This is a genomic window from Clostridium sp. Ade.TY (assembly GCF_000498355.1).
Taxonomy (GTDB): Bacteria; Bacillota; Clostridia; order Clostridiales; family Clostridiaceae; genus Clostridium.
Genome location: NZ_AVSV01000029.1, coordinates 59728 through 74092, shown reverse-complemented (window position 1 = coordinate 74092; position 14365 = coordinate 59728). Strand labels below are relative to the sequence as shown.

Annotated in this window: 14 protein-coding genes; 9 read left to right on the top strand and 5 right to left on the bottom strand. The window is 24.7% G+C overall.

The features are described 5' to 3' along the window. Positions 1 to 44: 44 nt before the first annotated feature. Entirely contained in the window at positions 45 to 1205 is a 1161-nt protein-coding gene (locus O212_RS0111905) for a DNA cytosine methyltransferase (RefSeq protein ID WP_024615328.1), read from the top strand. Between the two features lie 10 nt (positions 1206 to 1215). On the opposite strand, the gene O212_RS0111900 is transcribed toward O212_RS0111905, so the two are convergent. Further along, the gene (locus tag O212_RS0111900; RefSeq protein ID WP_024615327.1) at positions 1216 to 2826 is read right to left on the bottom strand and encodes an AlwI family type II restriction endonuclease; all 1611 of its coding nucleotides are present in this window, start codon (positions 2824 to 2826) and stop codon (positions 1216 to 1218) included. A gap of 470 nt (positions 2827 to 3296) precedes the next feature. Between O212_RS0111900 and O212_RS0111895 the strand changes: the two genes are divergently transcribed. Beyond that, entirely contained in the window at positions 3297 to 4154 is an 858-nt protein-coding gene (locus tag O212_RS0111895; RefSeq protein WP_024615326.1) for an Rpn family recombination-promoting nuclease/putative transposase, read from the top strand. A gap of 455 nt (positions 4155 to 4609) precedes the next feature. Here O212_RS0111895 and O212_RS0111885 read toward each other — a convergent pair whose 3' ends face one another. After that, on the bottom strand, positions 4610 to 5239 hold the full coding sequence (locus O212_RS0111885) for a GNAT family N-acetyltransferase (RefSeq protein WP_024615325.1): 630 nt from the start codon (positions 5237 to 5239) through the stop codon (positions 4610 to 4612). 237 nt (positions 5240 to 5476) lie between these two features. On the opposite strand from O212_RS0111885, the gene O212_RS0111880 reads away from it, so the two are divergent. After that, positions 5477 to 6310 (top strand): helix-turn-helix domain-containing protein, encoded by an 834-nt coding sequence (locus O212_RS0111880; RefSeq protein WP_024615324.1) that lies wholly within the window; start codon positions 5477 to 5479, stop codon positions 6308 to 6310. A 72-nt stretch (positions 6311 to 6382) separates the two neighbouring features. Here the strand turns inward: O212_RS0111880 and O212_RS0111875 are convergent, their stop codons facing one another. Beyond that, a complete protein-coding gene (locus tag O212_RS0111875) occupies positions 6383 to 7450 on the bottom strand; it encodes an XdhC/CoxI family protein (protein ID WP_024615323.1) in 1068 nt (355 codons plus the stop codon). 228 nt (positions 7451 to 7678) lie between these two features. Here O212_RS0111875 and O212_RS0111870 point away from each other — a divergent pair, with 228 nt between their 5' ends. The 4 genes from O212_RS0111870 to O212_RS0111855 all read left to right on the top strand — a co-directional run bounded on the left by O212_RS0111870 (position 7679) and on the right by O212_RS0111855 (position 10639). Continuing rightward, complete coding sequence (locus tag O212_RS0111870; protein WP_024615322.1) at positions 7679 to 8089, top strand: hypothetical protein; 411 nt, start codon at positions 7679 to 7681, stop codon at positions 8087 to 8089. 221 nt (positions 8090 to 8310) lie between these two features. Beyond that, positions 8311 to 8628, top strand: coding sequence for a thioredoxin (trxA, locus tag O212_RS0111865; protein ID WP_024615321.1), 318 nt, complete (start codon positions 8311 to 8313; stop codon positions 8626 to 8628). Between the two features lie 191 nt (positions 8629 to 8819). Continuing rightward, positions 8820 to 10196 carry an FAD-dependent oxidoreductase gene (locus O212_RS0111860; RefSeq protein WP_024615320.1) on the top strand — a complete coding sequence of 459 codons (1377 nt, stop codon included), beginning with the start codon at positions 8820 to 8822 and terminating at the stop codon, positions 10194 to 10196. Between the two features lie 110 nt (positions 10197 to 10306). Next, positions 10307 to 10639 (top strand): helix-turn-helix domain-containing protein, encoded by a 333-nt coding sequence (locus O212_RS0111855; protein ID WP_024615319.1) that lies wholly within the window; start codon positions 10307 to 10309, stop codon positions 10637 to 10639. Positions 10640 to 10968: 329 nt separating this feature from the next. On the opposite strand, the gene O212_RS0111850 is transcribed toward O212_RS0111855, so the two are convergent. Next, a complete protein-coding gene (locus tag O212_RS0111850) occupies positions 10969 to 11952 on the bottom strand; it encodes a permease prefix domain 1-containing protein (protein WP_024615318.1) in 984 nt (327 codons plus the stop codon). 2 nt (positions 11953 to 11954) lie between these two features. After that, complete coding sequence (locus O212_RS0111845; RefSeq protein ID WP_024615317.1) at positions 11955 to 12284, bottom strand: PadR family transcriptional regulator; 330 nt, start codon at positions 12282 to 12284, stop codon at positions 11955 to 11957. Positions 12285 to 12744: 460 nt separating this feature from the next. Here O212_RS0111845 and O212_RS0111840 point away from each other — a divergent pair, with 460 nt between their 5' ends. After that, a complete protein-coding gene (locus tag O212_RS0111840; RefSeq protein WP_024615316.1) occupies positions 12745 to 13422 on the top strand; it encodes an MgtC/SapB family protein in 678 nt (225 codons plus the stop codon). 130 nt (positions 13423 to 13552) lie between these two features. Further along, positions 13553 to 14275, top strand: a complete 723-nt coding sequence (locus O212_RS0111835) for a glycerophosphodiester phosphodiesterase (protein WP_029699360.1) — start codon at positions 13553 to 13555, stop codon at positions 14273 to 14275. Positions 14276 to 14365 lie beyond the last annotated feature (90 nt).

Sequence of the window (14365 nt, the reverse complement as noted above, 5' to 3'; positions counted from 1 at the left end):
TTTTGACGCATGTGATATAATCGTTTAAGGAGGTGATTAATATTATGATTTTTAGAAAAGGAGAATTGTTCTGTGGTCCAGGAGGATTAGCATTAGGTGCAAAAATGGCTTCTTTTATGGAAAATGGAGAAGAGTATGGAGTACAGCATGTTTGGGCAAATGATTATGATTACTCAGCATGTAGAACTTTTGCAAGAAATATATGTGAATCTACAGAAGAAATAATAACAGATGATGAAAATAATGTATTACAAGGCAATGCTTCAATAATATGTAAGGATGTAAGAGAATTAAATGTAGAGTTATTACCTCCTATTGATGCATTTACATTTGGATTTCCTTGTAATGATTTTAGTAATGTAGGTGAAAAAAAAGGATTTAATGGAGAATTTGGTCCATTATATACTTATGGGGTGAGTGTTCTAAGGCATCATAGTCCACAATGGTTTCTAGCAGAAAATGTTGGCGGATTAAGTAATGCTAATGAGGGAAATGCATTTATTAAAATATTAAGAGACTTATCAGATGAGAATATTAATGAATATGGGGGATATAACATAGTTCCTCATTACTATAAGTTTGAAGAATATGGTGTTCCACAGGCTAGACATAGAATAATAATAGTAGGAATAAGAAGGGATTTAGGATTAACATTTAATGTTCCAGCACCAACAACTCCTAGAAGAGAGGATTATAAAACTTCTAGGGAGGTATTTGAGTATGGGAATTATGATTTAGAAGGTAATGTTGAAGATGCCTTATACAATAATGAATTTACAAAACATCCAGCAAGTACTGTTAGAAGATTGGAGTTTATTCCACCAGGTGAAAATGCATGGTATGAAGGAATACCAGAGGAGTTAAGACTAAATGTAAATGGTGCTAAATTAAGTAATATTTACAAGAGATTACATCCAGATTTACCAGCTTACACTGTAACAGGAAGTGGAGGTGGAGGTACACATATGTATCATTATGATGTTCCAAGAGCATTAACTAACAGAGAAAGAGCAAGACTTCAAACATTTCCAGATAGTTATGTATTTGAAGGTGGTAAAGAAGACATAAGAAAACAAATAGGGATGGCAGTTCCTCCAATGGGAGCAAGTATTATTATTAGGGCAATTATGAATACTTTTGCAGGTATAGAATATGATTCAGTACCGGCTAAATGGAATATTGATGATATAAGGGACATTACATAAGTAATGTCCTTTATAATTTGTCAGATATTTGAGTAAAAGAAGTATAGCCACTATTATCAATTAATTTCAAAAATAAATTTACTCTATTTTGCTGTGGAAGATTATTATCTATACAATAATCTAAAAGTGCTAATAGAGTTTTAGCATTAATCATTATGCCAAGTATTTCCCCATTAGATGATTTAGTAGATATTTTTGAAAGATTAGATATACCACCAATATCGTTGCATGTAACATAGCCAAAAAACTTTAAATTATGGTTATCATAATTAATATAGTTAGGTATATACTCAGATATCATGTGAGATGATAGTGATGATGATAGCGTAAATTTTTCTTTATAATTTTTAGCATCAATTATACCACAAAGATTACCATTGTATTTTAATAATATATCTATCTCAGTTCTTTCACCATCAACTTTAGGATGCATTGATACTTCAAAGCCTAGTTGATCTAATATTCTACCAATCTTTTTTTCAAACTCTAAATTATTTGGTTCATTTAGTACGCCATTTATAAAGTTTTCATCTAAGTTTTCTATAATTGGATTAGAGATAATGTATTCAGATAGCCTTTTTGATTCGCAAATAGAAAAAGACGATGATAGTATTTCTATAATTTTATTATTAGACAAAGATGATGGATTTGGATATTTATTTAGTAACTTTTCTACTTTTTTTAATTTTTTATCTGAGTTTGTAGCTGGCTTTATATTACCATATCTGCTAGCTTTATAAGAATTAATATCTAATCCATTAACTTCGGCCATTCTTTCTAATGAAAATAAGTATCTATTATTAAATGGATAGCGTGTATCATAATATTCTAAATCAGAAATAACATTTGAAATATTGCATAAGGGTATATATATTTTAGCGTTGATACCTCTATTATATTGAACCAATCCAGTATATTCAGCTATAAGCATAAATGTGTGAGCTACATCTGAATGAGCAGTATAAAAATTTCTAGCTGCGCTATCCGAACGTTCTCTATGGTCATATTTATTTGAAATCATAGTTTTATAGGTATTCTTTTCTTCTAAAGACATATTTCGAAATGCTTGTACTTTTGATATTATGCTTTCTAATTCATTATCGCGTTGAGCTGTCATAACAATAAAAGTAATTTCTTCTTTTGTTAGATGATATTCTAGTTTAGAGCTAGCACATAATTTTATTAAAAATCTTACAGGTAATATTGCAAAATTTGAATCAAATTTAGGTTTAAATCCACTCTCAAGAAAATAGGAATTAGGAATTTGTAAAGTTAGAATTTGTTTTTTTATATTTTTAAATATATTATTACCCTTTAATATTTCAATAGTAACTTTTGTAGGAATTAAAAGTCCGTTATTGGAAGTATAACAATAAGCAAATGTTTTTAATAAGGCAGCCCATGTTCTTCCACCAGAACCATCTTTACTAATAGAGTTTCTTTTAATACCAATATCTATTAAAGCTTGTTCGTAATTTTTATGAAGTTGTCTATTACTTGACCATTTAGTAGTAAAATTATTAGTGGCTGTAGATAACGCTTTTATTGCTTCTTCATGAAATGAAGGATCTCTTTCGGGTCTGGTTATAAACCATATTTTTCTTAAATTAGTATCATTCATATTATTAACCTCTTAATTAAATTTATATATATAAATTATAGCGTATTTATAGATAATTAATCAAATTAAGGATAAATTTTCAAGTAAGTATTAATTATAGTATATTAAAAATACAGAAGAAAATAATATAGTCTCTATAAAGGAATTATAGAAACGGCGTTATACAGATGAAATTTGAAATTTAGAAGAAATATTGAAAATGACATATTAATATGTGTTAATATATTTGGAGTAAGAAGTAATAATGAATTTTATTATTAGATTACAGATATTTTTTCCAAGTTGCAATATATTAAATCCTTATATATGAGAAGTGATTATATTAATAAGATAGATAAAAGAAAATATATAACTAAAATTGATATTCTGGATAAGAATATTAGAATTGATTTAATTATGAATAAGAGTTACGAACCAATAGTAGAAGTAAAATACATTTCAGAACAAAAGAAAATAGAGGAATAATTCAAATGATATATAGAACCTTATTAAATCCACAAATTGATTTTATTTTTAAAAAGATTTTTGGGGAAGAAAAAAATAAACTAATATTAATAAATTTTTTAAATGCAGTAATAAAACCAATAAGCCCTATAAAAGAAGTTGAAATAAAAAATAATGATATAGATAAAGAATATATAGAAAGTAAGTTTAGTAGATTATATATAAAAGCAACAACAAATAATAAAGAGCATATAAATATAGAAATTCAAGTTAAAAATGAATATAATATGATTCAAAGAACTTTATATTATTGGAGCAGGATGTATTCAGAGCAAATACAAAATAGAGAAAATTATAAAATATTAGAAAGAACTGTATGTATAAATATATTAAACTTTAAATATTTAGATAATGAAAAATATCATAATACATATAGGTTAAAAGAAGTAACAACAAATGAAGAGTTAACAGATCTTCAAGAAATACATTTTATAGAATTACCTAAGTTTAATGAAATAGGAAATAAAGAAGAAGTAGAAGATATAGAAAAAATGGATGCATTAGAAAGATGGTTAGAGTTTTTAATAGAACCTGAAAGTAATACAGTAAGACAGTTAGAATTAAGTGATGAAGCAATAAAACAAGCAAAGACAGAGTTATATAGACTAAGTATGGATAGCAAAGAAAGAGAAAGATATAACATGAGAGAAAAGGCTATTTATGATGAAATATCAGCATTAGAAAATGCAGAAGAAAAAGGAGAATTGAAAGCTAAAAGTAAAATAGCTAAAAATTTATTATGTTCAAATATAGAAATTGAAATAATATCTAAATCCACAGGACTTACTGAAGAAGAAATAATTAAAATAAAAGAAAATTTATAGAGTTATATATTAATATTAGATAAAGGCAGTAAGTTAGTTTATTGTCTTTATTTTCATGAATATATTTAAATATAAACAACAAATAGAAAAGAGATGTTATATTTATCTTCAATAAATTAAAGAGGTCAGTAAATAAAATTGAAAATTTGGGACAAAACAAAGCAGATTACTGGAATAAAAAAGCTTAAGTTAAAATACTTAAGCTTTTTGTATTATAAATATAATTTATTTTTTATCTTTACAAAATATTAAACCTAATATTATTATAACAAAAGGAAGAAATATAAAAGATAAAGAGAAAATCTTTGGTGGTAAAAAAATTCTCATAAGGGTCAAAATTATCAGACAACAACTTAACACTATTGTCATTTTTTGATTTTTCATTAGAAAACCCCCTTTTAAAAATTAATGTAATTATTATACATTATATTTAAAAACAGGATATTTATAAAATGTTAAAAACTATAACTATATAAAAATACATCAAGCTTTGCATTTACTGAATCAAAAGAAATAGATTTTTCATTTATACGCTTAAAATTTTGACTATCATAAAATCCATAATTACATCTGTCATCAGTATACAAATACAAAGACTTAACATTTACAGTATTCATGTAATCAAATAAATAATTCAAAAGAGTTTTACCAACGCCAAATCCTCTGCACTCTTTTGAGACAATAAATAGTTGTATAGAACCTTCAAAATTATCTTTTTTACCTTTAATAATTTCATTATATGCATCTTGAATTTTCATAAAATCTTTAAGTGCTTTTCTATTTTTCTTGTTAGTAAAAACAAGTTTAAGTCCGTTAGAAATAAATTTAAAACTATTGTGAGGTTTTCTTAAAGCGTTTTTCTCAGCCTTGCTATTTCCTAAAATAATCCCAACAACAGTACCATCTTTTACAGCAACCTTACAAAAGGAACTTTCTAATATACAGCTTTGAAGATAAAGAGTTAATAATGAATTTAAAAGTTTTTCATCTTTAATAAATTTTCTAAAACCAAAAGCATCACAAATCATTTTTTCTACAGTATTATAATCTTCTTTAGCTAAACTTCTATAAATTATTTTGCTCATAATAACAAACCCCTTTTTATAAATTATTATTATATTTAGTACTTTAAATACTTTATAATGATAGTAATGTATACTCTAAGGGGAGAGTCAATAAGTAAATTAAAATAAATTTATATTTTAATTGAGTTTTAATATAGTATTTATATTGTTTAATTTTAAAAGTGTTTTATTCTATATTAAAAATTGACATAAGCTTAAACTAAATTACAATATAAAACTTATAAAGGGGTGAGATTTATGGAAAAGCTATTTTCAATTGGTGAAGTTTCAAAAATTAAAGATATTACAATAAAGGCATTAAGATATTATCATAAAATTGGAATACTTATACCAAAATATATAGATAAAGATTCAGGGTATAGGTATTATTCAATTGATCAATTTATTCATATTGATATTATAAAAGGGTGTAGAACTTTAGGAACAAGTATAAAGGAACTTCAAGAAATATTTGAAAATTGTAATACTGATGAGTTAATTTTATTTTTAAATAAAAAGAAGTTAGAAGCAGAAGAAAATATAAAGAAAAAGGAAGAAGTAATTGATAATATAAATAGATTGGATTCGGTTGTAAGCTATTCAAAACAATTATTAAATAATACTGATATAAAAGTAAAATATTTTAAAAAGCGTTATGTAGTTATAACTCCATGCAAGGAAGCAGGAAGTCTAAAGGAGCTTATTTATTATTCTGATTTGGATAAAATTATTAAAAATAAAAGGTTAAAAGTTTCTATGGAGAGAGGAATAATTTATAGTTTAAATTCAAAAGATGGAGTTTTAGAAAATGAGAATTTAAAGTCTAAATATGTATTTAATACAATTGATGATGATTTAGAATTTTTTAATAATGAGATTTTTAAAGATGATAATATTAAAGTTTTGGAAGAGGGAAAATACTTAACTTTAGCTTATAGTAAAGATAATGAAAAAGAATGTTTAATTAAGCTGAATAATTATATTAAGGAAAATAATATAAAGATGAAAAGTTATATAGAAATTGATTTATTTAATGATTTCTTTGATACAGATTATTATAGTTGTCAGATACAAATACTTATAGATGAATGAATATAAATTTGTTATATATAAAGTAAAAATGACAGTATAATTTATCAAGAGTAAATTATACTGTCCACTTTTTTAAAAGGATTCAATAATAACATCCATAATTCCGCCACAGACCATTCCCATTGATTCTGCTACGTCACCTGTCATATCAACACGTTCAATTAAGAAGCCTTTATTTAACATAATATTTCTAGCTTTAGATAATACAGAAGCTTCACTACAACCTCCACCTATACTTCCTAAAGTGCTTCCATCAAATTTATATATCATTTTAGCACCAGCTTTTCTTGGAACTGAACCTTTTGAAGATATAATAGTTATAATAGCTTTTGGATTATTTTCATTTTTACATATTTCTAAAAAGACTTCTTTATCAAAATCAGGATAAGAGAATTTTTTAGAATTTACAGTTAAAATATTTTTATTTTTAAACATAATAAGCTCAGAAACAATTGAAATAGCTATTTCATCAGGTGTAATTGCGCCAATATCAAGACCAATAGGAGAGTTAACTTTATCTAATTTTTCTTTTGAAAAACCTTCTTCAATTAATTCATCCATCATACCTTTTACTCTACGTTTAGAGCCAATCATTCCAATATAACTAAGATCATAATTTAATACTTTTCTAAGTACTAATCCATCATGCTTATGTCCTCTAGTTATTATAACTACAAAATCAGATTTTCTAAATTCAATAAGGTTAAATGATTTTTCAAAGCTTTCACAAATAACGTTTTCAGCATTAGGAAAACGAACTGAATTGGCAAAGGAAGGTCTGTCATCTATAACAGTTATAGCAAAACCTATCCTAGATGCAAACTCCACTAAAGGCTTGGCCACATGACCACCACCAAAAACTATTAATCTTGGTTTTGGGAAGAATGGTTCAATTAATAAAAGTTTGTTTTCTGAAAGAGAAATAGAAGTTACTTTTCCAGTTGAAAGTGCTTCATTAATCTTTTCATAAATAGAATCATCTAAACTTATAGATTTTTTATTTATATCATCATAAGTTAAAACTAACTTTTTTTCTATGGAACCATATGTAGAATCACTTGAATTTAAATATGTAAGCATTACAGCTTGGTTTCCACAATTAACTTTTTCTAATAAATCTTCATAAAATTTTTCAAACATCTCATATACCCTCTAACTTTTTAAATTTTAAACCTCTATACAAAATAATTATAGTATAAAGTTGTATTAAAAAACAATAAAAGGAATTATATGTTTTAAATTGATTGAGGGCGTAATTCAAAAAGTTTATATACAAATATTGGAAATTTTATTATAATTTATTTATATAGGATTATAAAATGTGGGTTTTAATATTTTAAGGGGTTAATAAAAAATATATGGTGGGGGATGATTAAAATTTTAATATTAGTAGTTTTAGTTTTTTTATTTGCTATAAGAGTTTGTATAAGCTATAAAGTTAAGCTAGATTATTTTTTAGCTGGAATGTATTTAGTTAATATTATAACTTTTCTTATTTTGGCTTCTGCTCTTTTATTTAATAGCAATAATAAAAATGAAATTTTTTTAATTAACTTAATAATGATTATAGGAATAATTATATTTATTTGGGCTTTAGTAGTGAGTATTAGAAATATAAAAAGCCAATATATAAATACTAATAAAATAATATTATTTTTAATTAATATTTTATGTGTAATAACTGTAATACCAGCTGTTTTTATATCAATTATAATATATTTAGTTGATATAGGATTGTTTATAAAATATATAGTAGCAGTTCAATTTAACTTTAGATGATAATTATAAATTAATGATTAGGAAGAAATAAAGAACATTAATTTATTTATAGAGTGTTATATTGAAATAAATATAGATTCAAATTAAAAACAATAAAGACTTATTCTTGAAAGATAATTCAGGAATAAGTCTTTTTTACTGGTAACTAAAAAGTGCCTAATTGTTCAATTAAATTATGCCTGATAGAATTAAGCCAAGTTAAGAAATTGGAGGAATGAAAGATGGTAAAACATATAAATGAAAATGAATTTAAAAGTGAAGTATTAAAAGACAATGGGATAGTTGTTGTTGATTTTTTTGCAAATTGGTGTGGACCATGTAAAATGTTAGCTCCAGTATTAGATGAAGTAGATGTTGAACTTGAAAATGTAAAAATAGTTAAAGTAAATATAGATGAAAATAAAAATATTACTGAAGAATATGGAGTTAAAAATATACCAACAATAAAAGTATTTAAAAATGGAGAAGAAGTTGATACAAGAACAGGCTTTTTACCAAAAGAATTATTAATAGAGTTTATAGAAAAAACTATAAAGTAAATATTAAGTTTAATGTAATTAATAAAATACATAATAACCTACTAGAGACTTAAGAGTATAAATTAAGAAAGGAGGTTTTAGTGAGAGAGTATATAAAGTATATTTTTATTATATTAAAAGTTATTTTTAAAATTATAAAACTTTGATATAACTTTTAATAATAAAAATAATATTCTCTTACTAAATAGCTTATGAAAAAATATGATGCTATAATAATTGGATTTGGAAAAGGTGGTAAAACACTTGCAGAATATTTAGGAAAGATAGGAAAGAAAGTAGCTTTAATTGAAAAGTCAGATAAAATGTATGGAGGAACTTGCATAAATATTGGATGTATTCCAACAAAGGCATTAGTTAATAGAGCAAAAATTGCTTCATATAAAAATTTAAATACTTTTGAAGAAAAGGCAGAGGAATATAAAAAGGCTATAAATTATAAAAAAGAGTTAACAGCTATGTTAAGAAATAAAAATTTTAATATGTTAAATGATAATAAAAATGTTGATATTTATAATGGCGTAGCTTCATTTGTATCAAATAAAGAAGTTGAAGTTAAAGGAAAAGATGGGAGTATTATTTTAGAAGGGGAAAAAATATTTATTAATACAGGTGCAACTACTGTAATTCCTAATATTAAAGGAATAAATGATATTAATAAAATATACACAAGTACTACAATAATGGATTTAGAAAAGTTACCTAAACATTTAATAATAGTAGGTGGAGGGTATATTGGTCTTGAATTTGCATCAATATATGCAAGCTTTGGTTCAAAGGTAACAGTAATAGAAGCCTTTTCAAAAATTGCAGGCAGAGAAGATGAAGAGATTTCTAATAGTGTAAAAGAAATATTAGAGAAAAAGGGAGTTTCATTTGTTTTAAATTCAAGTGTAAGATCATTTGAGGAACAGGGCGAAGATGTTAAAGTATCTTATGTAAATAAATTAAGTAACGAGGAACTAAGTATTTATGGAGATGCAGTTTTAGTTGCAATTGGAAGAAAGCCTAACACAGAAGGATTAAAGTTAGAAAATGCAGGAGTAAATGTTACAGAGAGAGGTGCAATAGCTGTAAATAATAGATTACAAACAAATGTAGAAAATATATGGGCTATTGGCGATGTTACTGGTGGATTACAATTTACTTATATTTCATTAGATGACTTTAGAATTATAAAAGATAATTTATTTGGTGAAGGTAAAAGAACAACTGATAATAGAGGAGAAGTTCCATATTCAGTATTTATAGATCCAAGTTTATCAAGAGTTGGATTAACTGAAAAAGAAGCTATAGAGAAAGGGTATGAAGTTAAAGTAGCTAAACTTCAAGTGGCAAATATTCCAAGAGCTAGAGTTATAGAAGAAGTTGAAGGAATGATGAAAGCTGTTGTTGATGCTAAAACAAATAAAATACTTGGAGTTACATTATTATCACCAGAATCAAGTGAAGTAATAAATATAGTAAGTACAGTTATGAAAGCAGATGAAGACTACACATTTTTAAGAGATAATATATTTACTCATCCTACTATGAGCGAAGCATTAAATGATTTATTTTCATTAATATAAAGTGAAAATATATTTTGAATTTTATAAAGTAAATATATTAATATAGTTAATCTTTATAGTATAATTATAAAAAACAATAGCTAGATTATATTTCTATTGGAGGTAGTTTAATGTATAGTGTAGATGAAATGATATATGATTGTCCTGTTGAAGCTTTATCAAATATATTAGGGAAAAAGTGGGTTGCAGAAATAATTTGGAGTATGCAAGAAGAAAGAATAAGATTTGGAGAGCTACTTAGAAATATTAAAGGTTGCAGTAAGAAGATGCTTATACAACAATTAGATTTATTAATTAATAATAATATTATAATTAATGAAAAAAAGACAATTAATAATACGGTTGAATCTACATATTATTTAAGCGATTCAGGACTAGCATTACTACCTATTATGGAAAAGATGATTAATTGGAGCAATTGCAATTTAATGTGCGAAAACTAAGTTTTATTTAATAAAAATAATTTAAATACAGTAAAGATGGATAGATTTAAAATAAATATATATAATTAAAAGTAATAGTTAGTAGATAAGCTTTAAACTACTAACTATTACTTTTTGTAATTAAATTATTCTTAATGTAACTAAATTAATATATATAAATAAATATTCAAAAACTATTTCCTTTGATGTTATAATTAATATAATAAATGATAAAAATTAATGTATATAAGATTTATAAAGGTAAGGGTAAAGATAAAATCATTAAAAGATTTAAAAATAGAAAAAATAATGCATAGTAAAAATATTATGCATTATTTTTATATTTAATTTTATTTATCTTTAATGATATTATAAGCGCCTGAAAATGCAGCAAAGAGTAAAACTGTTATAGGGAATACTATCCAAGCAATATGCCAAAGATCAAAAACGAAGCCTGAAAATAAGAAGATACACACTGCAATAGGCCAAACTATTGATGAAACAGCACTAATAGTTTTATTTTTTTTACGAGATTTAATGCTATAATCATTAATTTTAAGAAGCATTTTACATCCATCAATTGTTCCACTTACATTAATTAAAATAAATACACCTATAGCAACTAAAAGCAATAAAAAGAAAGGTCCAAAAGTATTTTCAAAAGTTTCACTTATTGTTTCAGCAATAATAACACATAAAGGAGATATAACAAATAAAGATATTGATATAATTTTTGCTCTAGTAGAATTATTTTTTAAAGTTTTATATTCTGAATCTATATAATTTTCTGTTTCATTTGATAAATTAAATTTACCATTTTTAATGAAATCATATTTTTGAAGTCTACTATTTGCATATATAAATAAACCAATTGCAATAACTACTAAAACAAAAACTGGAGCTATTGACATAGTACCGACTAAACTAAGATTTTTTTCAAAAAGCCCAGAAATTAATGCTGAAAATGCACCACTTATAATACAAAGGAAAACCCCTATACCTACAAGGCGTGAAGCTTTTTTCTTTTCTTTTAAAAATTCAGTACAGTCCTCTAATGTAATAATATTAAACTTAGAATCATTATTTATATTATTAGTATTATTAAAATTATCATCAGAATTTATTTTTATATCAAGTTCTTCAATAATTTCATCAATATTTCCAAATTCAGATATAACAATTCCTATTGCTTCATTTTCAGATTTACCTGAAGCTTTTAAATCATTATATTTATCTTCCATATTACATAAAAGATCACTTTTAAGTTTTGAAAGTTCAGAAGTTTTAGGTAATGCTTTAAACATATTATCTAAATAATTTTTTATAGTTTCCATAATTAATCAATCTCCCTTATAAATTTATTCACAACTTCTTTAGTTAAAATCCATTCTTTACATTTTTCTTTATAGTAAGATATTCCTTTATCAGTGATTTTATAATAAGTTCGTTTCTTACCAAATGTTTCATTACCTTGAAAAGAAATAATTAGTCCTTTTTTTTCAAGTCTAGTAAAGGCTGAGTATAAAGTTGTTTCTTTTATAATGTATTTATCATTTGTTATAGCACGGATTTTTTTTGAAATTTCATAACCATATGAATCACCATCTAAAAGTATATTTAAAATAATAGTGTCATTATATCCACGCATAACATCGCTACTAATCAAATAATAAAACCTCCTTCTTTAGCAAAATAAAATTACTTTATCTGTCGTAGTAATTATATAATACCACAATTACTACGATAGATGAAGTAATATTGCATAAATTATCCAAATATTTTATTAACTAAATAAAATGAGACTAAATAAAATTATAAAATATGTATTTAAAATACAAAATTAAACATAAAATACCAATATATTTTTAATAATTATTAAAAATAATTAAAAAATCATGATAAAAATAAATAATATAAGATAAATTTTAAATAAATAGATAAAAATTTATTTTTGAAAATGTTTTCAATGGGTGATACAATTTGAATTGTGAAGAAGTTATCCAATTTGTACATTAAAAAGAGTGAGTTAGACAGAGAGAGTTTTAGAGAGGTTCTACTTAAAATTTTTAAATAATTTTAGGTGGGACTTTATTTATTTTTAGGAACAATAATTTAAGGAGAGAAAAATGTTAATTCAAGATGTATTAAAAATTTTTTTAAGGCTAATATTAGCTGGTATTTTAGCTGGTGCTATTGGTTTTGAAAGAGAAATGAATTCTAAAGAAGCAGGTTTTAGAACCCACTTTTTAGTTGGAATTGGAAGTGCTTTATTCATGATAGTTTCAAAATATGGATTTTATGATTTACTTGCTTTGCAGTCAGTAAAATTAGATCCAAGTAGAATAGCATCTCAAGTAGTTAGTGGAGTAAGTTTTCTAGGTGCTGGAACCATATTTTTAGAAAAGAAAATAGTTAAGGGATTAACTACAGCAGCAGGAATATGGACAACTGCGGCAATAGGACTTTCAGTTGGTGCAGGAATGTACTTAGTTGGAATTTTTTCAAGCATTATGGTACTTATAGTTCTTCAAGTACTTCAGAAGATTAACAGATTACATTGCTGTAAGGCTTTTGATATAACTTTAAAGTTATCAAGTACACCAGATAAGAAGCTTATGGATACATTAGCTAAAGAAGATTATACAATTTCAAGATTGAAAACAGATAAGATTAAGGAAAGTGATAAAAGTATTTATATTTTAGAATTTGTATTAAAGACGAAAACTAATAATACTACATCAAATATAAGCAAGGAATTGTGTGGCATAGGTAATATAATATCTTGCGATGTAGAAAATGTATAATTTTTAAAATATATAGTTTTGGGTTTAATTAAATATTTATATTTAACATATCCTAAAATATAAAGCAGATATGGAAGCTATTAAACTTCAAATATATAAGCATAAAGGTAAAGTATAGGAGGAAATACTTATGGGAAAGACATTAAATATAGCACACAGAGGATTAAGTGGATTATATCCAGAGAACACAATGTTAGCTTTTGAAAAAGCTATAGAAGCTGGATGTGATGGAATTGAAATGGATGTACATTTAACAAGAGATAACAAGTTAGTTGTATGTCATGATGAAGAAGTTGATAGAACAACTAATGGTTCAGGATTTATAAAAGATTTTACACTTGAAGAATTAAGAACTTTAGATGCAGGAATTAAATTTGGAGAAGAATTTAAAGGACTTAAAATTCCAACACTTGAAGAATTTTTAGATTTCATGAAGACTAATGATAAATTTATAAATATAGAAATTAAAAATAGTATAATTCATTATGAAGGTATTGAAGAAAAGCTTTATGAAATGATAGAAAAGTATGGAATGGAAGATAGAATAATAGTTTCTTCATTCGATCACTATTCAATAAGAAAATGTATAAGATTAAATAGAAAAATAAAAACAGGACTACTTTACTGGGATTGTATATACGAACCATATAACTATGGTCAAATGGTAGGAGCTAATGCACTTCATCCAGAATTCAACAGTATAACAAAAGAAATTGTAGAAAAGGCACATGATAACCTTTTACAAGTTAATGTTTATACAGTAGATAAAAAAGAAGATATGCAAAAAATGATTGATTTAAATGTAGATATGATAATAACAGATTACTGTAACATATTAAACGAGTTATTATAGTGTGTTTTAAATTCACTTTACTTTAAATTGGTATTTAGAGTAAACGTTTGTAAAACTGTGGTAATAATTTTGACAGACTAAAAAAGGGGA

What these genes read in the sequence shown, in the direction of transcription:
- O212_RS0111905 (WP_024615328.1), top strand. Translation starts at nt 45, where the DNA reads ATGATTTTTAGAAAAGGAGAATTGTTCTGTGGTCCAGGAGGATTAGCA.
- O212_RS0111900 (WP_024615327.1), bottom strand. Translation starts at nt 2,826, where the DNA reads ATGAATGATACTAATTTAAGAAAAATATGGTTTATAACCAGACCCGAA.
- O212_RS0111895 (WP_024615326.1), top strand. Translation starts at nt 3,297, where the DNA reads ATGATATATAGAACCTTATTAAATCCACAAATTGATTTTATTTTTAAA.
- O212_RS0111885 (WP_024615325.1), bottom strand. Translation starts at nt 5,239, where the DNA reads ATGAGCAAAATAATTTATAGAAGTTTAGCTAAAGAAGATTATAATACT.
- O212_RS0111880 (WP_024615324.1), top strand. Translation starts at nt 5,477, where the DNA reads ATGGAAAAGCTATTTTCAATTGGTGAAGTTTCAAAAATTAAAGATATT.
- O212_RS0111875 (WP_024615323.1), bottom strand. Translation starts at nt 7,450, where the DNA reads ATGTTTGAAAAATTTTATGAAGATTTATTAGAAAAAGTTAATTGTGGA.
- O212_RS0111870 (WP_024615322.1), top strand. Translation starts at nt 7,679, where the DNA reads ATGATTAAAATTTTAATATTAGTAGTTTTAGTTTTTTTATTTGCTATA.
- trxA (WP_024615321.1), top strand. Translation starts at nt 8,311, where the DNA reads ATGGTAAAACATATAAATGAAAATGAATTTAAAAGTGAAGTATTAAAA.
- O212_RS0111860 (WP_024615320.1), top strand. Translation starts at nt 8,820, where the DNA reads ATGAAAAAATATGATGCTATAATAATTGGATTTGGAAAAGGTGGTAAA.
- O212_RS0111855 (WP_024615319.1), top strand. Translation starts at nt 10,307, where the DNA reads ATGTATAGTGTAGATGAAATGATATATGATTGTCCTGTTGAAGCTTTA.
- O212_RS0111850 (WP_024615318.1), bottom strand. Translation starts at nt 11,952, where the DNA reads ATGGAAACTATAAAAAATTATTTAGATAATATGTTTAAAGCATTACCT.
- O212_RS0111840 (WP_024615316.1), top strand. Translation starts at nt 12,745, where the DNA reads ATGTTAATTCAAGATGTATTAAAAATTTTTTTAAGGCTAATATTAGCT.
- O212_RS0111835 (WP_029699360.1), top strand. Translation starts at nt 13,553, where the DNA reads ATGGGAAAGACATTAAATATAGCACACAGAGGATTAAGTGGATTATAT.